The organism is uncultured Streptococcus sp. (genome assembly GCF_963521865.1).
GTDB lineage: Bacteria > Bacillota > Bacilli > Lactobacillales > Streptococcaceae > Streptococcus.
In genome coordinates, this window is sequence record NZ_CAUQWY010000029.1 from 1 (window position 1) to 21,648 (window position 21,648).

Annotated in this window: 20 protein-coding genes; all 20 read right to left on the reverse strand. The window is 35.6% G+C overall.

The window, feature by feature from the left end; genetic code table 11:
* Positions 1–221, reverse strand: a 221-nt coding sequence (locus RWO85_RS07710; RefSeq protein ID WP_314415121.1) for a hypothetical protein, incomplete at its 3' end; no start/stop codon positions are given.
* A gap of 308 nt (positions 222–529) precedes the next feature.
* The gene (locus RWO85_RS07715) at positions 530–754 is read right to left on the reverse strand and encodes an accessory secretory protein Asp5 (RefSeq protein WP_314415123.1); all 225 of its coding nucleotides are present in this window, start codon (positions 752–754) and stop codon (positions 530–532) included.
* 4 nt (positions 755–758) lie between these two features.
* Positions 759–938, reverse strand: coding sequence for an accessory secretory system protein Asp4 (gene asp4, locus RWO85_RS07720; protein WP_314415125.1), 180 nt, complete (start codon positions 936–938; stop codon positions 759–761).
* A gap of 1 nt (position 939) precedes the next feature.
* Positions 940–2,277 carry an accessory Sec system glycosylation chaperone GtfB gene (gene gtfB / locus RWO85_RS07725; RefSeq protein ID WP_314415127.1) on the reverse strand — a complete coding sequence of 446 codons (1,338 nt, stop codon included), beginning with the start codon at positions 2,275–2,277 and terminating at the stop codon, positions 940–942.
* Entirely contained in the window at positions 2,270–3,781 is a 1,512-nt protein-coding gene (gene gtfA, locus RWO85_RS07730; protein ID WP_314415129.1) for an accessory Sec system glycosyltransferase GtfA, read from the reverse strand. The genes gtfB and gtfA overlap by 8 nt, the downstream gene beginning before the upstream one ends.
* A gap of 12 nt (positions 3,782–3,793) precedes the next feature.
* A complete protein-coding gene (gene secA2, locus RWO85_RS07735; RefSeq protein WP_313970699.1) occupies positions 3,794–6,163 on the reverse strand; it encodes an accessory Sec system translocase SecA2 in 2,370 nt (789 codons plus the stop codon).
* Positions 6,156–6,596 carry an accessory Sec system protein Asp3 gene (asp3, locus tag RWO85_RS07740; RefSeq protein ID WP_313970700.1) on the reverse strand — a complete coding sequence of 147 codons (441 nt, stop codon included), beginning with the start codon at positions 6,594–6,596 and terminating at the stop codon, positions 6,156–6,158. Before asp3 ends, secA2 begins: the two co-directional genes overlap by 8 nt.
* On the reverse strand, positions 6,593–8,125 hold the full coding sequence (gene asp2, locus RWO85_RS07745; RefSeq protein ID WP_314415131.1) for an accessory Sec system protein Asp2: 1,533 nt from the start codon (positions 8,123–8,125) through the stop codon (positions 6,593–6,595). Before asp2 ends, asp3 begins: the two co-directional genes overlap by 4 nt.
* A complete protein-coding gene (gene asp1, locus RWO85_RS07750; RefSeq protein ID WP_314415133.1) occupies positions 8,109–9,689 on the reverse strand; it encodes an accessory Sec system protein Asp1 in 1,581 nt (526 codons plus the stop codon). The genes asp2 and asp1 overlap by 17 nt, the downstream gene beginning before the upstream one ends.
* 9 nt (positions 9,690–9,698) lie before the next feature.
* On the reverse strand, positions 9,699–10,910 hold the full coding sequence (secY2, locus tag RWO85_RS07755) for an accessory Sec system protein translocase subunit SecY2 (RefSeq protein ID WP_314415135.1): 1,212 nt from the start codon (positions 10,908–10,910) through the stop codon (positions 9,699–9,701).
* 258 nt (positions 10,911–11,168) lie between these two features.
* On the reverse strand, positions 11,169–11,294 hold the full coding sequence (locus tag RWO85_RS07760) for a hypothetical protein (protein WP_313970704.1): 126 nt from the start codon (positions 11,292–11,294) through the stop codon (positions 11,169–11,171).
* A gap of 308 nt (positions 11,295–11,602) precedes the next feature.
* Positions 11,603–12,232 (reverse strand): glycosyltransferase, encoded by a 630-nt coding sequence (locus RWO85_RS07765; RefSeq protein ID WP_314415150.1) that lies wholly within the window; start codon positions 12,230–12,232, stop codon positions 11,603–11,605.
* Positions 12,219–12,491 (reverse strand): glycosyltransferase family A protein, encoded by a 273-nt coding sequence (locus tag RWO85_RS07770; RefSeq protein ID WP_314415137.1) that lies wholly within the window; start codon positions 12,489–12,491, stop codon positions 12,219–12,221. The genes RWO85_RS07765 and RWO85_RS07770 overlap by 14 nt, the downstream gene beginning before the upstream one ends.
* 74 nt (positions 12,492–12,565) lie before the next feature.
* The gene (locus RWO85_RS07775) at positions 12,566–13,456 is read right to left on the reverse strand and encodes a glycosyltransferase family 2 protein (protein WP_313970706.1); all 891 of its coding nucleotides are present in this window, start codon (positions 13,454–13,456) and stop codon (positions 12,566–12,568) included.
* A 3-nt stretch (positions 13,457–13,459) separates the two neighbouring features.
* Complete coding sequence (locus tag RWO85_RS07780; protein WP_314415138.1) at positions 13,460–15,205, reverse strand: glycosyltransferase family 2 protein; 1,746 nt, start codon at positions 15,203–15,205, stop codon at positions 13,460–13,462.
* Positions 15,206–15,226: 21 nt separating this feature from the next.
* The gene (locus RWO85_RS07785; protein ID WP_314415140.1) at positions 15,227–16,732 is read right to left on the reverse strand and encodes a glycosyltransferase; all 1,506 of its coding nucleotides are present in this window, start codon (positions 16,730–16,732) and stop codon (positions 15,227–15,229) included.
* The gene (locus tag RWO85_RS07790) at positions 16,719–17,993 is read right to left on the reverse strand and encodes a hypothetical protein (RefSeq protein ID WP_314415142.1); all 1,275 of its coding nucleotides are present in this window, start codon (positions 17,991–17,993) and stop codon (positions 16,719–16,721) included. The genes RWO85_RS07785 and RWO85_RS07790 overlap by 14 nt, the downstream gene beginning before the upstream one ends.
* 3 nt (positions 17,994–17,996) lie before the next feature.
* The gene (locus tag RWO85_RS07795) at positions 17,997–18,890 is read right to left on the reverse strand and encodes a glycosyltransferase family 2 protein (protein WP_314415144.1); all 894 of its coding nucleotides are present in this window, start codon (positions 18,888–18,890) and stop codon (positions 17,997–17,999) included.
* Positions 18,872–20,107 (reverse strand): glycosyltransferase family 8 protein, encoded by a 1,236-nt coding sequence (locus RWO85_RS07800; protein ID WP_314415146.1) that lies wholly within the window; start codon positions 20,105–20,107, stop codon positions 18,872–18,874. Before RWO85_RS07800 ends, RWO85_RS07795 begins: the two co-directional genes overlap by 19 nt.
* Positions 20,108–20,569: 462 nt before the next feature.
* Positions 20,570–21,648: LPXTG cell wall anchor domain-containing protein (locus RWO85_RS07805; RefSeq protein WP_314415148.1), on the reverse strand; the 1,079-nt coding region annotated here is incomplete at its 5' end.

Sequence of the window (21,648 nt, forward strand, 5' to 3'; positions counted from 1 at the left end):
CTGACTTCGTCAGTTCTATCCACAACCTCAAAGCTGTGCTTTGAGCTGACTTCGTCAGTTCTATCCACAACCTCAAAGCTGTGTTTTGAGCTGACTTCGTCAGTTCTATCCACAACCTCAAAACTGTGTTTTGAGCTGACTTCGTCAGTTTTATCTGCAACCTCAAAGCTGTGCTTTGAGCAACCTGCAGCTAGTTTCCTAGTTTGCTCTTTGATTTTCATTGAGTATAATAATTATGAAACGAATCTTCTAACCTATCTTTACAAAGACAATAAAAATATTTTGTAGAGCTATGAAGTTATACAGAATGAGTACAAAAAATAAAATCTCCAGTTTAGGAACTACTTTTGAGTTCACTAATCTGGAGACTTTTGAATATCAGTCCTTATTAATCACTTACAATAAAGGGTAGTTTCAGAAATACAGCGACAACCTTGTAGATCTTTACAAGAAAAACAAGCTTCTTACAGCATTTCTTATTATTTCATTGGCTACTTTGAGAAACTCCTAAAACCTCCGAAGTTTCCTTCTATTTATAAGTCATTACCATAAAAATCAATAATAAGACAAATAAAGCCAAACTCACCAACAAGGTGAGAACCTTTACCAAGGTGTTACTCTGCCAGTAGCTCGGCTTACCAATATTGCTAGTTGCATCCGTTGAAAACAACTGATTTTGACGAGGTTGTATAATTACCAATACAATCAAGGCAAGGGATAAAAGAATAGTTAAAATAATAAAAATTTCAATCATCGACCTACCTCAAAATTCCTATCAAAGTAGAAATCAAACCAATTAAAATCATTAAAGCTAATAAGAGTGAAAAGGTCCGACTAATCTTTTCCCCTCGAGTTGCTTTCCCTTTCTTGATTGGTTTTTGTTTCAACTCTTCCATACGACCTTCAACATCTTTGTAAAATAAATCTTCATCTGACATGTTAGCCTCCTAAAACAACTTGCATGGTTTCCTGATATCGAGCCAAATCAACATAGTTTGCTTGTTGACCTTGCTTTCCAAGTGCCTGACTCATTTGTGAAATATCCGAAAGGGCCAGTTTAATCGCATCAACCAAAGCAGGAACCTCACTACTTTCAAATAAATGATCTGGGGCGATATAGAATCGATTATGTACTGTCTGATTAAAGCCAAAAATCAACACATTATGCTCAAAGGCCTGACGAACTGCCTGCAATAATTCATTATGGTGGTTTATATCCAAGTAAATATCTGACAGTTGATACAGTTCTTGAATTTTTTGTAGACTAGCGTTCTGATAAAGCACCACATTAGGATAGCGAAGCAAATCTAGTAACTTAGAAGACATTTCTGTCACCGCTGCAATACGGAAAGTGATATCAGGTAAAGCTTCTACTATCGCTTCTACTTGCTCAATCTGATCAGAATTAGTCAAGATTAAGGCATCTCGTCTTAGGAAATTATCACGTTTGAACTGATAATGGTAACCCAAATGCACAAACTGAGCATGGTATTTCTCGTCAGTCAACTCTAAAGCACGTTCATAAGTCGCCTTGTTTGGAATGATAATCTTCTTAGTACGCACATCATCGCTTTCCAAAATTAACTGCATATTTCCTGGAATGGCATCATAGAGAGGCTCCTGCCAAACCAAGATATCTGATCCAGACTTATCTGGGTGATGGAAGGAAACCAAGAAAGGAGTCGCTAACGTATTAAAGATAAGTTGATGGCTATCGAATCCTAAATCTTGCAAAAAGAAGATGATAAATTCAACCTTATTTGCAAAGCAACGCATAGATTGATCAGGTAAAGTCAATAAGATATCACCCGTCACATGGTTTTCCAGCAAGACTTCCTGACCATTGACATCTTGGTAAACCGTCATAATCGGTTCACTATCTGCGCTATAGGTTGTTGTGGCAAAGCAAGCACCAAAGCGATTGTAATGGTCAACCTGACGTACTCTACCTTCTAAATCTTTCCAGTCCACCTGCTTGACTAGACGAGCCTGTAAGCCATCTGCATAATGAATAACAGCCCTCTCCTGCGTCACGTCTTCAATACGAGCAGACTGATTATCTCCTAAAATCTCCCAAAAAGCTGGAACAGGAACTTGGTTGAAATAGAGAGGTTTTCCCTTTTCATAGCCTAGATAATAGGTGAATGGAGATACCAGACCATCAGGTAGAAAACCATCTGCATCGATGACCACTCCAAATTGAGAAAGACCAGTAGCTACTAAACTTTCATGTAAATCTCGACTTTCTTGACTGTAACGATCATAAAGTTCAATCATGGAGCACCTCCTCTACTGTTTTCTTCCACTTTTCTAAAATTTCTTCGGTTAAGAAACCTTCTGCAATTTGATAAGAATGGGCACGCATATCCGCCAAACGATTTTCTTGATACAGTTGGCAAATCTTAGCTGCAAAAGCTTGCTTGATTTGGTCTTCTACATGGTCAGATGAACTTGGAATCAAATAACCATTTTGCCCATCTTCTATAAAGGTCTGATTACCATAAGGTACATCAAAACCAATTAGTGGTAGACCTGAACCAATAGCTTCCATCAAGGTCAAACCAAAGCCTTCGCTGGTAGAAGCCGTCAAGTAAACCTCATACTGGCTATAAATCTGCGAAAGTTCCGCATGTCCCTTGAGCTGGATATAGTCTTCTGCCTTATGACTAGCAATAATCTCTCGAAGAAGAGAATCTTCTCCACCACTACCATAAATATCAAAGGTCAATTCAGGGATTTCCTTACGCGCCTCAATGACCGCCTTGACCAACCAATCAATGTGTTTTTCTTTGGCAAGACGTGAAGCCGTAATCAATGAAAATGGCTTACGTCCTTGACTCGACTCAGTCAAGGAATCAATACTTCCTACAGGAATGGTAACAATCTTTGGTTGGTGCTGGGTGTATTTAGCAAATTGCTCTTGCAGAACTTCTCTCTGCTTATCAGTTGATACGATAAAGAAGTCAACCTTATCTGCATTTGTAAACTGATAGTCATAGTAATTATTCCAAAGAATGTAATCCTCATTTGTAGCATTTTCACTATAATGCTCCGCATGAACAACTACCGCTAAATGCGCTGCTTGTGCTTCCTCAAACACAACCTGACCAATACCTGTCTCCCTATCAAGGATGACCAAATCAGACTTGCTCAAATTCAAGGATTTCATAAAAGCACGCATAAAAGCTTGCTTCCCATAGAAAATCTTATCTTTGAAACGATAAACTTCTTCCTTCCCTTGATTCATCAAGATGTCATAGGCTGGAGTTCCGTCTTCATTGTAAAAAGTTCGTTGGTATAGCACTGCAGCATTGTCCTTGGGAGCAAAGTATTCGGTACAATAACGAGTATAAGAAAAGTAATCCTTACGAATCAAATTTCCTTTAAAAACATACTCTACATGCTGAACCAAATCCTTATTTTCATCAACCAAATAACAGGTTACAAACTTATCTTGGTCAGAAAAGAAGATACGTAAAACCTTACCATTCTTTTCTCTACGACTTTCCACACCTCCAAAGTAAGCCAAGACCTCATCTACTGTTACACTTGTTGGCGCAATCTTAATATCTGTAAAGTGGTTATAAAGCCAAATAACCTGATCATCGTCAAAACCAATATTGGCTGTTAAATGCTGAATATTATCGGCTAAAATCATATCTGTAAAGATAAACTTAGAAGACAGATTTAGACTTCTAAAAATACCAGCACGATAGGCTTGGGCATATTCAACACCACTGCTAGCCCAGCCAATTCCTAAATTTATATTATAAATTGTCATATATTCCTCTTCTTATGGGAAATGAGTAATAATCTCACCCTTAGGAGTGACTTCAACCAAGCCCATCAGGAGATTACGCACCATATCCACACGAATTTGTTCCTTCATGGTTTCAAAGCCTGCATAGGCTTCTTGATAGTACTCTACAATAGGATTTTTCTGGGCAGCAGACTGACCGCTAATAGCCATAGATAATTGCTGAAGATAATCCACCTGCTCTACCCAATTATAGTCAATGGCCTTAAGTAGGGAAAGTCGTAAAAACTGTTCATATAAATCATGCTGTTCAAGTAAGGCTCTTTTTTCAGAAAGTTCTTTATCAATAATCTGCTTAATAAAAGAACGAACTTTAGTTTTATTTGTTACATCAATATCTTCTGGAAGTTCTTTAACATGAAAACTAATATTAGTTACGATAAAGTGAAACAACAATTCGCGACTCTCGTAGTTTGAAGAAGCTACTTGGTCTATATAGGTATCAATAATTTCTCCCACAACATCCTCTAAATCACGAGAACCATCTATTAATCGATTTCTCTCTTTATACATCATTTCTCTTTGAATATTCATACTCTCAGCATATTCCAAGGTATGAATACGTGCCGCACGTCCAGCACTATCACTAGAATATTGTGCTTTAGCAACAAGATTACGATACTTACGTCCCTTTAAAACTTCTGGTTGTGTCATATCTTGAACTTGATAATCTTTATACTTCTTATGTACCCAAGATGGACCATATTTCTTAATAACATCATCCTCCAGAGATACAAAGAATTTACTCATGCCAGGATCTCCTTGACGACCAGAACGTCCACGGATTTGAAGATCAACACGCTGACTTTCCATCCGCTCTGTTCCGATAACAATTAAACCACCCAGTTCTGCAACTCCCTTACCAAGTTTGATATCCGTACCTCGCCCTGCCATGGAAGTGGCAACTGTCACAGCCCCCATCTGGCCTGACTCTGAGATAATTTGTGCTTCACGCGCCACATTGTGAGCATTCAGAACATTATGAGCAATCCCTTCTCGTAACAAAAGCGATGAATACAACTGAGACATCTCTACCGAGCCAACAAAGACCAATAAGGGATTTCCCTTAGCATGGTATTCTTTGATGTATTCCAAGGAAGCGTATACTTTTTCAGGTAAAGTAACGTATAAATTGTCTGGATAGTCAATTCGTTGTTTAGGGCGGTTAGTAGGAATCCGTACAACAGCCATATTATAAGTCTCTCGAAATTCTTTTTCCGCAACTTTACCTGTACCTGTCATACCAGAAAGCTTATTGAACATTTTAAATAGACTCTGATACGTAATAGAAGCCATAGCACGCGTCTCTGGAGAAAGTTTGACATGCTCTTTAGCCTCAATTGCCTGATGAAGTCCTCCCTGTAGTTTGGTTTGTTCTAATAAACGTCCAGAACCTTTATCTACAAGAACCATCTCATTGCCCCTAATAACATAATCTTTATCTTTTGTATAAAGCTTATGAGCCCTCATTGCGTATACTATGTGGCGAGCAAAGACTGCATTTTTTTCATTATATAGATGGTCAATTCCGAAGAAACTTTCCGCTTCCTTGGCTCCCTGTTTCGTTAACCAAATTTCTCCCTTCTCCTCTTTGTAAATAAAATCTTCACCTTCTACTAGCGTAGTCATAAGAGTATTAACAATACCATAATGATTCGACTGAACTCTAGGAGCTCCAGCGATAATTAAGGGAGTTTGGGCGCTATCTAACAAAATATCATCTATCTCATCAATAATCGCATAATCAAAGGGACGCAAAAATTTACCTTCCTTATTCGATGCTAAATTATCATTTAAATAATCAAAACCCAAGTTACCATTTGTTGTATATATAATATCAGAGTTATACATCTCCCTCTTTTCTTCAACAGAGAAATCTTTACCACTCTCTACAAAAGGAACTCCTATTGTTAAGCCTAGAAAACGGTAAACCTCTCCCATCTCCTCGGCATCCCGCTTGGCAAGATAGGCATTCGGGGTAATCACCATTGTCCCTTTTCCTGTTAAAGCATTAAGGTAAACAGGCATCGTTGCTGTCAAAGTTTTTCCTTCTCCAGTACTCATTTCAGCGACGTTACCCTCATGAATAACAATTCCCCCCATTACCTGAACATCATAAGGAAACATCCCCAAAATCCGACGATCAGCCTCACGAACAACTGCAAAAGCCTCTACCAAGAGATCGTCCAAAGTTTCTCCTTTAGCCAGACGTCGGCGAAACTCCACTGTTTTTGCAGACAGTTCTTGGTCCGACAAAGATTCCATCTTATGCTTTAGTGCATTGATTTTTTTTAGAATTTTTTTAACTCTTCTAAGTTGAAAGCTCTGATAAACCTCTTTAATCACGATTAATCTCCTCAATAGAAAAAGAATAAAAATCCAAAGATTCAAAGCCAGCACTTAAGAGATGAACTTGATAGGTGTGGGCATCCTCAGGGTAAATAAACGTGAATCTTTTATTTTTTTCAATTTTTTCTTCAATGACATCGCCATATCGATCAAAAAATGTAATTGATGTGTACACCCCTTTTTTAGGTTGACAGTCAAATTTCATTATTAATTGATATTCTTGTTTTCTTTTCAACAATGGAAGGCTTGGTTGTTTTCGAGCAGCTTGATAGTTCGTATGCGAAATCCAACCTTGAATTTTAGTCCCTGAAGGAACTAATGGATTATATATGCTTACATGAGAATCAGAATGATAGGTCACCTTCGTACCGTAAATATACATATTCAGTCTGTCTCCCCATTTGATATCTGGTCTCTGTCTAATAATCATACCTCACCTCGTCCAAATCCTGTTTTTAAAACCATATGATAGAAATGCAAAAACCAGGCAACATTTTCCCCAGTATCATCATTATGTCGACCAGAAGTACCTCTGGATAGTATCTTAGCGCCTGTATTACATAAATGTTCCACTAACTCTTCGTAAGCCTGAGGATCCATATCTTCATCCTTCATATAGGACAGTCCAAAGGTTGTATTTGAAAAATCTGCTCTTTTGAAAGAGTTCCAAAAATACTGATCCAATTCAGTTGCATGCCCAGAAGTCAGACCACCTGTTTGATGGTTCAACACATCAAATCCTGTATTAAATATCCAAGGAGCATCCAAGCGACCGCGTCTAGCAACGGTTCCAATATTCGTCAAAGGTTTTCCAACAACAACGGCATAGGGCTCAAAAAAAGAGCCATAATAAAGCGCTGGAAAGGTTCCCATAGAAAGTCCCGATAAAATTAAATCACTAGATGTCAGACCTAAATAATCAAGGTAATATTGGATGGTTTTTCTAACCTTACTTTCTAACTCTTCACTTCCTATATAGAAAGCACCACCTTCTATACGAGGATCTGAAAATAGAAGGAAAGGACATCCCAGATTTTTCATCATCCAATAGCCTTCAAAACCTTCCGCAGGGCGATATCCTGCAAAATAAATAGCTAAAGGCGGCTTAAAATCTCCTGGATGGAAGAAATAGTTAATTTCATCTCTTTGTTTATCATGAAGAGTATTTCCACCTAAAACGAATTTACCGAATTGTTTTCTACTCCAGCGTTGATGAAGATTTCCAATTTTTAGTTTTCCCTTTCCTCTTGCTTCGATAGAAAGTGCCAAATAGGCATTATATGTTTGCTCAATCAAAATAGTAGAAGCCAAATCCGACTCTTCAAACACAAGATCCTCTGTAATATCAGCAATCGATCCTTCAAAGATCTTTTTGACACGAAATCTAAACTCAACTCCTGAATTTTTTTCATATTCAAGCCATAATTCAATCGGTAAACTACGTGTTACAGTAAGATTATAACTCCAATATACTACCTGAGAAAACTCCTCACCAAAATCTCCCTCTAATTCTAAATATTCATGTCCTTGATAAGATACATTTCCTTGAAACGAATGGTGAACTTGTATTGTAGAGGGTTTCATTTTATCGCCATATCCTCCACCAAATAGAGAAGTAGATAAATCTTTTAGTAATTTTTCTGGTTCGGAGAAATCAATAGCTCTTGCACAACGTTTTTTTAGTAAATCTAAAATTTCTGAATTATTTGATTGAAAATCTTGAGGATAAAAAACTGTATAAGGATCTAAGTTTTTAGAAAAAGGCAACAAATCTCTCAAATAACGCCCATCTTCTATCAAAACAGCATGAAAACTTGAAATCTTATCTATCTCCATCATTTTGCGAATAGCAAGAGGTGAATCTGGACAGAAGTAGTACCAATCCATATTTTCAGGAATATCATAATGGTGTTTCCAGTTATCCATTCCTATTTGTAAAATTTTATGTTCCCTCACCATTTGTTACTTCTCCAATCCAATAATGCAATTTTTCTAAGAAACGCTTTCCTGTATGCTCTTTAATTTTGTCAATTGTATAAATTAACGACTGATTCCATTCCTTGAGTGTATCTAGGTAATGAGACATAGCCTTGTGAAGTTCTGATACTTCCGAAAGAAGATAGCCATTCTTTAAATGCTCTACATAAACTGTCTTAATTCTATTGATTTGAGGAATTCCCGCACTTATGGCAGCTATCTGTGTATAAAGATGAGGCTGAATGCTGAGATCAATAATCAAACGTACATATTCTAAATTTTTAATCAAATCCGACTCATCATACATATTTATAAATTGATAACGTAAATTCTGATTCTCATTTTCTTCTAATGGATTCTCAGCTTCCCCATAATCTAATTCTTTTTCAAAATTAGCTACATGGATACGTTCTGAAATCATATCTTGCACCAACTCTTCAACTTGACTCATTTGTTCCTGATTTGCTGCAAAAGTACCAAAAACTAATTCTGTATCGTCTGTCTTAGCAACAAATGAAAGAACTTCATAAATCCCTTCTTCATCAAGTCCCTCTTCAAAATTAAGATGGAAATAAATAATCGATTCTTTCTTTCTTTGACTTTTTCCAAGTCTTAAACGAGTATCAAAAGGAGACAGATGTTGAAATTTAGCAATTTTTTCAGGATAAAGGTTCTGCAACTGTTGAAGACTATCCTCTCTATCCACTAGAACTAAATCAACCTTTTCACAAAAACTCCCCAATTCGCTTAAACTTTCCTGAGGGTTACGGCCAATGAAAAGACTCAAAATTTTCGTACTATTCTCTGGTAAACGTGATAAAACAAATTCATTATGTTTGTCGTGAGAAGGTAGGATATAAATATCATCCTCCTTATATTGTTGCAAGAGTCTTCTTTCAAAAAATTCCGCAATCAATTCCCCTATATTTTTATAACTTGTTTTTTTATATTGATAAGAAAAAATAGGATTCACTTCAACTCTGCCATCTTCTTGCAGATACTCTCTGAATTGCCAAATTCCTTTCAAATTCAAATAGTCTTGATAAGATGGCGCCCCCTCTTTAAAATAAATCACACTCGACACAAAGCCACGATCATCCATTATATAATGTTCAAGTAACTGACCATTTTCATGAAAATATTGAATATCACTTATGAAACCTTCCGTTCCATGCTCCACCTGAGCATACCGTTTACCTTGTTTGTAAACAGTGATTGCAAAGGGACTATAGAGAAATTCACACTCTTTATCCCATTCAATATCCCACATATTCAACACTTGTACATGTGGATCGTGCAAATCCTGCATGTCATCAAACACAGAATAAACAGATGCCTCTAAAACACCATGACGATGTAAAAAATAGCGTAGATGAGGATGATAAGCTAATATCATTAGGTGGGAGGTAATTTCTTGTCTCTGAAATAAACGAATCTGATTGAAAGTATCGTCAAATTCTAGTTTGAAGAAGCTACGATACCACGGTGTAATATCCGCATGCCACTGTCGCCCTGAACCATACCAAGATGGAATAAAATAATACATACTGTCCTCCTAAATTAATGGTTTATAAGTCTCATTTAGTCTCAGAGCTATCAGTTCTTCTCTAACCATAAAAATCATTCCAAGCATCATAAATAAAAGACCTGGAATCATTGTCAAGCGTAAAAAACGCTCATCATATAAAACAAAAAGCATGGGAAGCCCTGCAATAATAATACTATACACGGCTCCTATAAAGGCAAATCGAAAAATTAATCGATTAATAAAACGGCTCGTGTCCTCTCCAGGATAAATCCCATAGATATACTCACCTGATTTTTTCATAGAGTCAGCTATCTGCTCTCCACTCATACTAATAAAAGCAAATATAAGGTTAAATGCAAACAACATCAAAAGATAAGTATAAATCCACAAAGGTTTCCCCATTGTAAATTCCCCTATCAATGTTGCATAGAGTGGATTATGAGAATCAAACATTCTAAGTAACATCAAAAGATAAATTGGCAGAGTCATAAAGGTCATAACATACATATAAGGCATTCCTCCAGCGGGAGTTAAGGCCATCTCAAAATAAGAATAACGTTTAAAACGACTGTGTAAGCCAATTTTATTTACCGCCACACGGTAACGAGCACGATATAAAATGACATTGACGTAGGTAGAAACAAGTGCAAATAAAACCATTAAAATGACAACCCAGGCAGGAGGGGTTAATATCTGAATAGAATTAATAATATCTTGAGGCATATTAATAATCATAGAGGTAAGCAAAATTAACATCGCTCCTCCAACACCATTACTAGCATTAATATCTGACAGCCATATCAAGAAAAAACTACCTGCACATAAGAGGCTGATATTTAAGATATAAACGAGTACAGTTGAATAGGATGATTGGATAGGTAAACTGAGAACTACAGCTGTTGACTGAATAAGAGCAATCACCAAAGTTAAGTACATCTGTCGTCTATCTTGCGCTTCCTTTCCACCTCCAGTAAGTCCCTTAAAAAGGGAGAGCATAGTCCATAATATCATAGCAGACATCCATGGTGAAAGCCCAATAGAAAAAAGGGAGAGACTTCTTAAATTCCCACCTGTAAGAGCGGTTGAAAATGCTAAATAAGCAGTCGTTCCTCCTAGAAAATCTCTACTATTCAAATCAACAAAAGGTAAACTAATTCTACTACCCAATACATATATAAATAATAGAAAAAAACTAATACTCAGTTTTTTTAAAATGATGGATGAAAATATATTTTTCATAAATGACCCTTTCCACACATGATTACAATGTAACTATTTCCCCCTCATTGCAAGTAGGGATGCTTGTCTAGATATCTACGAAAACAGAAAACAAGCCTTATCAACGAATTTGGCTACCTTATGTTTTATGCATATTTATTATTAGGAAACGCTGTTTTAAAACTAAATAACTTAACTAAAAAATACAAGCTCAAACAATAGTTGAATAAAGGAATAGAACCTTTAAAATCACTCTATTTATACTCTTCGAAAATCTCTTCAAACCACGTCAGCTTCGCCTTGCCGTAGATATGTGTTCCTGACTTTGTCAGTCTTATCCACAACCTCAAAACAGTGTTTTGAGCAACCTGCGGCTAGCTTCCTAGTTTGCTCTTTGATTTTCATTGAGTATTAATTCCCAAATATAATAATTATATCAAAAAAAGCAGAAAAAATCTGCTCATAACTACTAATTTTTCTACTCTCCCCTAGGTCTTATCCACCGAGTACATAGACTTTAATTTCTCATTTTTCAAACATTATCTTTCAGGAATTAACTCATTTCTTCCATTCAGAAAATATACTTCTATCTCCTCTATTGTATGAAAAACTGAGTCAGCAGTATATCTATTTTATGATAAAATATCGTCTTAGGTAAATGAAAATTCTATCATTTATCCCTGCTCCTCAATTTTCTTAACAATCTTATGGATTTAAGGATTTATATTCACTTCTAGCAACAACAGAACCTCTTCAATGTACCCTATCACTTCCCTATGTTCAAATTGATCAAGTTCTAAGTTTGTTTTTATATGGTGTAGTTCAACCTCAAGACTATTTACAAAATTATTTGTATTCATCCCTTTAGCTCTAAGAAAAGCGATAAAATTTAAGCGTTGTTGCATATCAGATCGAATATGTTTCAAAGTAGCATATTTTGAGATTGTAAAATTTTTACGATAAACATAGGTATCTCTATTCGAAAAAACTACCTTTTCAGCAACTAGATATAATTTAAACCAAAATTCCATATCCTCACCTAAATGAGTAGATTCATTAAAGCATATCCCAGCTAAGATACTTTTACGTACTAATTTACAACTAACAAACCTAAAAGAACCATCAATACTATCTAAAAATACTAGTTGGTTCATCAATTCCTGCCTACTGAACACTTTTTGATGTTTCACTCGTTCAAAAGCATGAAAAAGCCACCGATTTTTAGACATTTCATACGTCCTATAAGAAGACACAGATATATCAGCAGTTTCTTGAATAATAGCAGAATACAGAACTTCTAGATAATCAAACTCTACCCAATCATCCGAATCAATAAAGGTAATGTACGCCCCCCCCCGAACGTTCGATTCCTAAATTACGTGCTGAGGAAACGCCACCATTCTCCTTTTCAAAATAACGAAAACGAGCATCTTTAGCAACATATTCTCTACAAATGCTAGCAGAAGCATCTGTTGAACCATCATTTATTAATAAACATTCAAAGTTTCCATAAGATTGGCTCAATATGCTATCTAAACATTGATGTAAATATTTTTCAGTATTAAAAATTGGAACGATAATACTAATAAGCTCCTGATCCACTTCTCATCTCCTATTTATCCATTTCTCTTATGCTAGCAATCCAGCAAATAGTTATATAGTGACAGTTTTAGCCACTATTCTTCATTCTTGAAAGTCAAAAGATACATCATCTCCCTAATCCATCTTAAAGTTTCATCTGCTTCTAAACCTTGATTTTCAATAACTGCCATTACATCATATAAATGTCCTATATAATCTTGAACATAAGACTCTATATTTATTCCTCGAGCAGCAAGGATAGCTATGAAAGCTAAACGATGTTGCATACTACTTTTAAGTTTTTCAACAGTTAAATTATTTGCAGCTGATGTACTATGTATTCTATAAGTATAGGTATCTCTATTCACAAATACCACCTTATTCACTTTAAGATATACTTTATACCAGAATTCCATGTCCATAGCCAGTTTAGTGTCAGCATTAAAACGAATAAGACCAATCATTTCTTTTCGTACTAATTTACTAAATGTAATAAAAAATGAATAGTCTGAAGCTACCAAATTTGGTAAACTTTCTAAAAACTCCTTGTTAGTAAAAACTTTTTTATCATATTCTTTAGTAAAGGCATGAAAATAGAAGCTATTATCACTCATATTAAAGCGTTTATAACTTGAAATCGATACATCTGCTCCTTCTTGAACAATAGCATTGTACAGAACTTCAAGATAGTCGTTATCTGCCCAATCATCTGGGTCCATTAGTGTAACATATTCTCCTTGTGAATGTTCAATTCCTAAATTTACTGCTGTTGAAATACCACCATTCTCCTTTTCAAAATAGCGAAAACGAGAATCTCTAGCCGCATACTCCTGACAGATAGAAGCTGAATTATCTGGAGAACCATCATTAATCATCAAAACTTCAAAATTTTGATAGGTTTGATTAAGTAAACTATCAAAACATTGTCGTATATAGTTCTCAACATTATAAATCGGAACAATTACGCTAATCAAATCTGGTATCATTAACTATTCCCCTCCTAGTAGAAATAAGGTTTCTTTTAACCATCTCATCTCTTTAGATGTAGATGAATTGCCTTCTAAAAAACCAATTCTATAGTTTAAAAGCAATATGAGATTTTCAATATAATCTTTTACATCTATATTTTTTGCTGCAAGAATTGATATAAACTGTAGACGTTGTTGAATATCACTACAAACGATTGCTGGATTTAGATAGTTCTGAACATCACTATATTTTCTGAGAGTATAGGTATCTCTATTTAGATAGACCACTTTTTCAGAAAGAAGATAAAGCTTATACCAGAACTCCATATCCTCTCCTAACTGGGTACTTTCGTTAAATCGAATCTTACCTAAAGCAATACGAGATACTAATTTTCCAAAAACATAGCTAAAGGAAGAATCTCTATCTAACCTCGGTAGCGCAAGAAGCAAGTCCTTTTTATTGAATACAGATTCTGTACAGTCTTTCTGATAAGCATGATACTCTAATAAACCTGTGTTCGTATTAAAAGTTTTATAAGTTGAAACTACTATATCTGCTTTTTCCTCAATCATAGTAGTATAAAGTAGTTCTAGATAATCTGAATCTACCCAATCATCCGATTTTATAAAGGTAATGTACTCCCCCCCCGAACGTTCGATTCCTAAATTATAAGAAGAAGAGATACTATCCTGTTCTGTTTCAAAATACTTAAAACGACTATCCTTCTCAGCATATTCTTGACAGATAGCAGCCGAAGAATCTTTCGAGCTATTATTTAACAAAATAACCTCAAAACTAATATAAGTTTGATTAAAAAGACTATCTAAACACTGACGTAAATAAGACTCGGTATTAGAGACAGAAATAATGATACTAATCAACTCTCCTGTCACTTCTCTCTTCTCATATTTTTTTATTTGAAGCATCAACTTTTCAAGTTTTTCTTGGTATTTCGAAGCATAAGGATTATCTTCTAATACTGTTGTTTGATATTGATGATTTAATTGTGCATATTTTAATCTTTCAGCCCAAAGCTTTGCATTGAGATCTGCATCTACAAAGAATAAATCAAATTTCTCTATAATTTTAAAAATATCTAAATTTTTCTCAGAGAATGATTTCGTTGTAATTGAATTTTCTCGGATTCTGTAGTAATAAAGAACATCCTGTATCTTAACCCATTTTTTTGAAAGAGTGACTAGCTCTGGAATAACTGCTAAATCTTCAAAGATGAATCCTTGAGGAAAAAAGTTGTCGTTTAACAAACTTTTTCTATACAATTTGGGAAATACACTGCCCCTCAACCCCTGGGACACAAGCTGTTCTAACTTTTCTTCTACAGTAGTCAAAACCAACTTATCTTGATGAATTTGAAGAAGATTATAGTAGATACCTTCTTTAAAACTTTGAATTGTTCCTTCTATAATATCAACATCTTCTGAGATCTGTTCTGCTAATTTTTCTAAAAATAAGGGGTTAAGATAATCATCACTATCAACAAAAGCCACAAAAGAAGACTCTTCCTTAAGATTCCTAAGACCTGTATTTCTTGCAGCACTCAAGCCTTGATTATCTTGATTAATTAGTCGAAAACGGCTATCTACTAAATAGGTTTCTGCTATTTCTCTAGAACTATCTGTTGATCCATCGTTAATCATGATACAATCATAATTTTGGTAGGTCTGTTTCTGGATACTATCTAGACACTCTTTAAGATATTCTTCAACGTTATAAATAGGTACAATGATGCTTATTAATTCTGTCACGATTCCATCTCCTTTTCATTCTTAAAAAGAAATTGATGACTCATTGCTAAAAAATTCTCTCCACAAATCTAGAATATTTTCTTCTAAATATGAGCTTGCTAGATGATAGGAAGCTTCTTGATAGCTAGATAAGTCTTGCGAAGTCATTTTCAAGAGAATGTGAGCAATTTCTTCTACTCTTTCTTGATCACTTTTATCCTCAAAAGAAACTAGATAGCCATTAAAACCATCTTTTATAAAGGATGGATTTCCATATCTCAAGTCAAAACCAACCATAGCTAATCCTGCTCCAGTCGCTTCCATCAAGGTTAAACCAAATGTTTCAGATAAAGAAGTTGTCAGATAAATGCTATGATTCAAATATTGAGCTGTCAAATCTGCATAGCCCATTAAATGAACATACTCCTGTGCTCCTAATTCTTGGATAAGATTTTCCAAACTATCATACTCTATGCCACGTCCAAAAATAGAAAATTCAATATCTCCACCTTTTTCATGAGCCAATGCGACTGCCCGAATTGCTAAATCCACGCGCTTAGAATATATCAGCCGAGATGCTGTCATCACTTTGGTAGTTTTTCTATCTTGCTCAGAATAGTGTAAGCGTTTCAGGCTCCCTACAGGAATCACATAAATCCTAGGTGCTTCTTTACCCTCTTTCTCAAAAGATTCTTTCAAAACTTTTGCCTGTAGGTCAGTCGAAACAATCATAAAATCAAAACGATGAGCATATTTTACAGGGTAATAATATTCATAGCTAAAAGGTTGATTTCCAAAAGTATGTTCCGAATGGAATACCAATCCCAATCGAGCTCCTGACTCTTGCTCCAATAAAGGACGCGCAAAATCCATATTTGAAGCTCTATCCATAATCACAATATCATTTGCCTTCAATTGAAGTTTTTTAACAAAGATTTCCATCAATTCTGCATGTGTTATTAATTTTTCATTCTGAAGCAAATAACGCTGTTTCCCATTGACTAAAATTTCTTCTAGTCCGACACTTCCATCTAAATTGTGATAGACTCGTCTTCCTAACTCAGCTAAAACGTGGCCATTTTGATAATTTAAAATGAAATAATCTGTTACTAATTTTGTTGCGGCATAGGTTTCTCTTTTGAGTAAATATCCCCCTGAAAAATATTCAATAAACTGCACTTTAGAGAAGTCTTTCTTGTCATATACGAAAACAAGTAGCTCTCCTTCGTTCAACTGATAAGTTCTTCCTGAAGTTGTCTCATGAATGATTTGCGAAGTATTTAAACCTAGTTGCTCTTCTAGTTCATTTGGAGAAAGAGTTGGTGCTGCACTCTGTTGATCCGTAAAAAGAAGTTGGGCAAATAAAAGTTCTTCATAATCATAACCCTTTGATAAAAAATAATCTAACTGATCAGAATGAGGCCACTGAGTAAAAACAAAACGAGTATCTAAATCTAAACTACGAAACAACTGCAAACGATGGGCTTGGGCAACATCTACACCATTTGCTTCAAAGCCTAAGAGTAGATTAAAATTATAAACCGTCATTTTTTCTCTCCCATCTGTCAAATAAACTACGATAATCCTCTAAACTAGCTACTCCTAATATTTGAGCCTGATTTCTAGATAGTTGATGATACTTATCAGGATTTTCTAAAACTTGGCGGACATTCTGAATAAGAGACTCTATTGTATCGTAACAGGTTTCTAATTGTTTATATTCTTCGTGATGAGTTAGATTATCCAATGTATAAAGTAATACACCTTTTTCTACTGCACGTAAAGAAGAGGCAAAAATTTCAATATCATACTGAATATCGAAGTAGAAACTACTTCTATCAAGTAGTTCTTGAAAAAGTTGATAAGTCATCCCAGGATAGATATGGATATTAGGGTAAATGGATAAATTAGTAATACGACTTCCCATCTCAGTAACTGCTCCCACATGGAAATCAATCTCTGGGAACTGAATCAATAATTGTTCTAAACCTTCTATCCATTCGGAATTCGTAACAATTATAGCTTGTGGTCTAACTGGAACTGGTTTATCTAGGGCAAAACCATATAAATGAGTGTAAGGAGAAACATCCGAAACTCTAGAGGACATTACCAGAACCTGATTCACTCGGTCTGCAATCTTATCAGCCTCTCTTATATCATCTGCCAAATAATAGTAATTGTCTTTCTTGCTTGATGGAAGAAGCGAGAGAATCTCTTCTCCCAAAATTAAAATATCTTCTCTCTCTGCTATCTCTTCTAATACTTTAAGGAGAAAAGAATGACGATTCGGATAGATAGTCGGATTCTTCTGCGAATCAAAGTAAGCTATTTTATCTTGTTGTAGCCATTCTACCAGAAGCTCTCTCCCTTCTGAGTTGTAAATCGTTCTCAGTATACTCTTTTCTTCCTCATCTAAAAGCTCACGACAAACTTTCCAACCATAAGCGCTGTAATAGTCTATCCAGATACATTTTTCTTCATCATACCAGTAAACTCTCGCAACAGTACGTTCTGATTGTGGTTGACGAAACTGGATTCCCGCTTTCTTTTTACCTTGATCATATACATAGCCTTCTAAACCATCTGTCGTTATCTCCCAGTAAGGGGGCAGAGGTAGATTGTTAAAAAAGAGAGGTTGCCCCTCTTCTTTCATTAGAAAGTATGTTAGCGCTGTTAACTCCCCTTGTTCAAGACGATCTAGATCATCAAAACAATCAACATAGAATACGGTTAACGGCTTCTCTAATTTCTGAAAAATTTCCTTAATTTTCGGTACTTTTTCATCTGTTTTCTTTGCAATTACAAACATTTTTTACTTTTCCCATTCTCTTGAACGAATATAATAATTTTCTTTCACACGTCTATAGGTTTCTGTTCCTTGTAAACCAACTTCTTCCATCATTTCAAGAGCTCGGGTTAAGCGACAATAATAAATATAACTATGACCAGATATATCATGTCCCATCATTGCAATAAGGGCTAAGCGCTCATTCCAAGCTTCCATTTCATTCATAACTCGTTTTTCTGTCCAGACATTATTCAAGGTACCTTCTCTTCCTACCCGATACCAATAAATAGCCTTCTCCACATGAACAACTCTCTTAGCTTTAAGAAAGACCTTGTATATGACAAAAGTATCTTCAACATTTTTTCCTAGAGGGAAACGTAAACCTTCAAATAAGTCCCTTTTATATAGTTTCATTACAGAGCACGCCCAGGCCATGTCCTTCATCTCCTGTTCAGCAAACTGATACATAACTTCTTTATCTACATAAACTTGTTCCCTATAATCGCTATCAAAAACTTTAAAGGAGAACTCTTGCTTACTATCGTTATACATATTATAGTTCCCTGCCGCAATATCTGCGTCATATTTTTTCAAATTCTGATAAAGTATTTCAATCGCACTCGTATCCAACCAATCATCCGAATCTACAAAGGTAATATAATCTCCACTTGCTGCAGCAATTCCTGTATTTCGTGCCGCTGATAATCCTGCGTTTTCTTGATAAATATACTTAAATCTTAAATCTTGATTTAGATATTTTTTACAAATACTAGATGAATCATCTGTTGAACCATCATCAACTAAAATGATTTCTAACTGTTGATAAGATTGCTGTTGAATACTATTAAGACAATATTCTAGATAAGGTGCTACATTGTAGACTGGTACGATAACACTGATTAATGGTTCTGTTTGCATTCCTTCTCCTTATTGTCTAGGGTATCCAAATAGTTTTTGATATGCTGAATCATCCCTTGAACATCCTGATTTTCAAAAACATAGTGAGAGATGTCATGTCCATGATTTGTTGCTTGGAAAGAATAGAAAGGAATTCCCTTATCTACTACTTTTTGGATAATGTTATAAATTTCGCCCTCATAGTTAATATCTAGATAAAAATCTAACTGATTGAAGACTTTTTCATGCGTCAAAGGATCAAAGCATGGAAAAAGGGTTACATTTTTATACTTTTCCAACATTAAAATTTCTGGTGCAAAATAGCAGTGGGCCAAAATATTAAAATTCACTTGTGGAAGAGCTTTAATCAGATTCTCTGCTTCATGCAAATTTACGGTATTCGTGTAAATAGCTGTTTGATAAGGTGGTTTTGAAACAAGAGCGCTCCATCCTTCTTTTGCAGGATATTTTCTAAGAAGAATATCCTCCCATGACAATCCATAATAAAACCACCATTCTTCTCTGAATCGATTAAAATGATGTTGATGCCATGGCTTCAAGCCTGTAGTATAGTGAATAACTGCTGGTTTTCCTTTAAAAAGATCATACCAAGCCATATCCCCTAGTGTAAATTGCTGACTATCTGACCCCACTTGAAGATTGTAGGTCAGAGGAAGACGATACCAATTATCCTGAAAAGCGAGATTCAAGATTCCTTGATCCCCATAGACCTCATGATGATGTTGAGCAGTCAAATCAAATAACTGTTTCACAACATCTTCCTCTCTCCATTTTTTATTATCTATCAATAATAATCCAGCGTTAAACTTATCCGAAGTTGTCGGTAAGTCCTCAACTGCAGCAAGAGGATAACCTTGCATATCCAGTTCAAATAGATCTGATAAATCCTGTGTCACAATCATATCACTATCCAAGTACAAGGCTCTATCTTCTACGACATGATTGGGAATTAAATAACGAAAATAAGTAGCATAGTTTAAATGCGCTGTTGGAAGTTTATAATCCTGAAACATAGCTGAAGAACATCTAACATTTACAATCTCTGAATCTATTTTTTCAAGATGATTCTCTACTAGCTGAAACCAATCCGTTGGAATATCTTCATTTAGGATATAAAACTTAATCTGCTTCATATGGCTACATATCGATTTAATTGTTGTTTCTAAATAACTCACATAAGCTTGATTTGCTGCAAGAACAATTACTTTCTTAGTCATAATACCTACCATTTCATACTATTAAATTTAATAAAAATATTCTACTATCTAATACATAATCATACCAAAAATAGCACTATTTTGCAATATAGATTCCTTCTAAAAGCATTTAAAAACCTTGATGAAATCTCCATGAAATTGACTATAAGTCTTTGTATCCTATTTCCTACTTCCACTTTACAATTGGCTTCAATACCTTTATTGTATGGCGCTTGGAGTTTTTTGGTGTATAGTAGCTTGAAATAAGATGAAAATAAATCGATTGGGAAAATCAGATTAATTTCTAGAAATGTTTTAGCAATCGTGACGTACTATTCTAGCTTCAATATACTATAGATTCACTACGCTACAGAACAATAGGAAGCAATAATCACATAATGAAAAAACTCCCTTGGATGGAAGATCATCTAAGGGAGTTTTATAAATCGGGATAAGAATACTCTCTAGGTATTTTTAACTCAATTATTCTTCATCGTCACGTTTACGACGTTTGGCAAACAAACCTAGACCAGTTACAGCAGCCAAAGCTCCTAAAAGTACAGATGATTTAGATGCTTCTGTACCAGTATTTGGTAATAGCTGTTTCGAGCTAGCAGCTGTGCTTTGTGAAACAGGCTGAGCTGTTGATTGTTCTTGACTTGTCGTACTTGTTGGTGTTGATGAGTTTTCTGAATTTGTAACATTTGTACTCATAGAAGTTGATTGACTTACTGAAGTAGACGTTACAACTGATGCTGAGATAGATTCAGATAAGGAAACATTAACACTTTGTGACTCTGATATGCTTTCACTCAAGCTCACATCTGGTCTGTAATTACTTTCTGGGTCACCCATACTTGTTGATTCAGATACTGACATTGAGATACTTACTGAGACAGAAGTGCTTGTTGAAACAGATTCTGAAGCTGATTGACTTGCGCTTATTGAAGCTGACTCAGATGCTGATTGGCTTGCGCTCGTTGATGCAGATTCTGAAGCCGATTGACTTGCGCTTGTGCTTGCTGATTCTGACACGCTTGTTGATGCAGATTCTGATGCTGATTGACTTGCGCTGGTTGAGGCAGACTCAGACGCTGATTGGCTTGCACTTGTTGATGCAGACTCAGACGCTGATTGACTTGCACTTGTTGATGCTGATTCAGATGCTGATTGGCTTGCGCTTGTCGATGCTGACTCAGATGCTGATTGACTTGCGCTTGTTGATGCAGATTCTGATGCTGATTGACTTGCGCTCGTTGATGCAGACTCAGATGCTGATTGACTTGCGCTCATTGATGCAGATTCTGAAGCTGATTGGCTTGCACTTGTTGAAGCACTTGTTGATGCAGATTCTGATGCTGATTGACTTGCGCTCGTTGATGCACTTGTTGAGGCAGACTCAGACGCTGATTGACTTGCGCTTGTTGAGGCACTTGTCGATGCTGACTCAGAAGCTGATTGACTTGCGCTCGTTGATGCACTTGTCGATGCTGACTCAGAAGCTGACTGACTTGCGCTGGTTGATGCAGATTCTGATGCTGATTGACTTGCGCTTGTTGATG

Excerpts from the sequence above, each read along its gene's own strand:
- gtfB (WP_314415127.1), bottom strand. The coding sequence starts at position 2,277 with ATGATTGAACTTTATGATCGTTACAGTCAAGAAAGTCGAGATTTACAT.
- asp1 (WP_314415133.1), bottom strand. The coding sequence starts at position 9,689 with ATGTATTATTTTATTCCATCTTGGTATGGTTCAGGGCGACAGTGGCAT.
- gtfA (WP_314415129.1), bottom strand. The coding sequence starts at position 3,781 with ATGACAATTTATAATATAAATTTAGGAATTGGCTGGGCTAGCAGTGGT.
- RWO85_RS07795 (WP_314415144.1), bottom strand. The coding sequence starts at position 18,890 with ATGCAAACAGAACCATTAATCAGTGTTATCGTACCAGTCTACAATGTA.
- RWO85_RS07760 (WP_313970704.1), bottom strand. The coding sequence starts at position 11,294 with ATGAAAATCAAAGAGCAAACTAGGAAGCTAGCCGCAGGTTGCTCAAAA.
- RWO85_RS07775 (WP_313970706.1), bottom strand. The coding sequence starts at position 13,456 with ATGATACCAGATTTGATTAGCGTAATTGTTCCGATTTATAATGTTGAG.
- RWO85_RS07715 (WP_314415123.1), bottom strand. The coding sequence starts at position 754 with ATGATTGAAATTTTTATTATTTTAACTATTCTTTTATCCCTTGCCTTG.
- asp2 (WP_314415131.1), bottom strand. The coding sequence starts at position 8,125 with ATGGTGAGGGAACATAAAATTTTACAAATAGGAATGGATAACTGGAAA.
- RWO85_RS07800 (WP_314415146.1), bottom strand. The coding sequence starts at position 20,107 with ATGACTAAGAAAGTAATTGTTCTTGCAGCAAATCAAGCTTATGTGAGT.
- asp3 (WP_313970700.1), bottom strand. The coding sequence starts at position 6,596 with ATGATTATTAGACAGAGACCAGATATCAAATGGGGAGACAGACTGAAT.
- RWO85_RS07785 (WP_314415140.1), bottom strand. The coding sequence starts at position 16,732 with ATGACGGTTTATAATTTTAATCTACTCTTAGGCTTTGAAGCAAATGGT.
- RWO85_RS07790 (WP_314415142.1), bottom strand. The coding sequence starts at position 17,993 with ATGTTTGTAATTGCAAAGAAAACAGATGAAAAAGTACCGAAAATTAAG.
- secY2 (WP_314415135.1), bottom strand. The coding sequence starts at position 10,910 with ATGAAAAATATATTTTCATCCATCATTTTAAAAAAACTGAGTATTAGT.
- asp4 (WP_314415125.1), bottom strand. The coding sequence starts at position 938 with ATGTCAGATGAAGATTTATTTTACAAAGATGTTGAAGGTCGTATGGAA.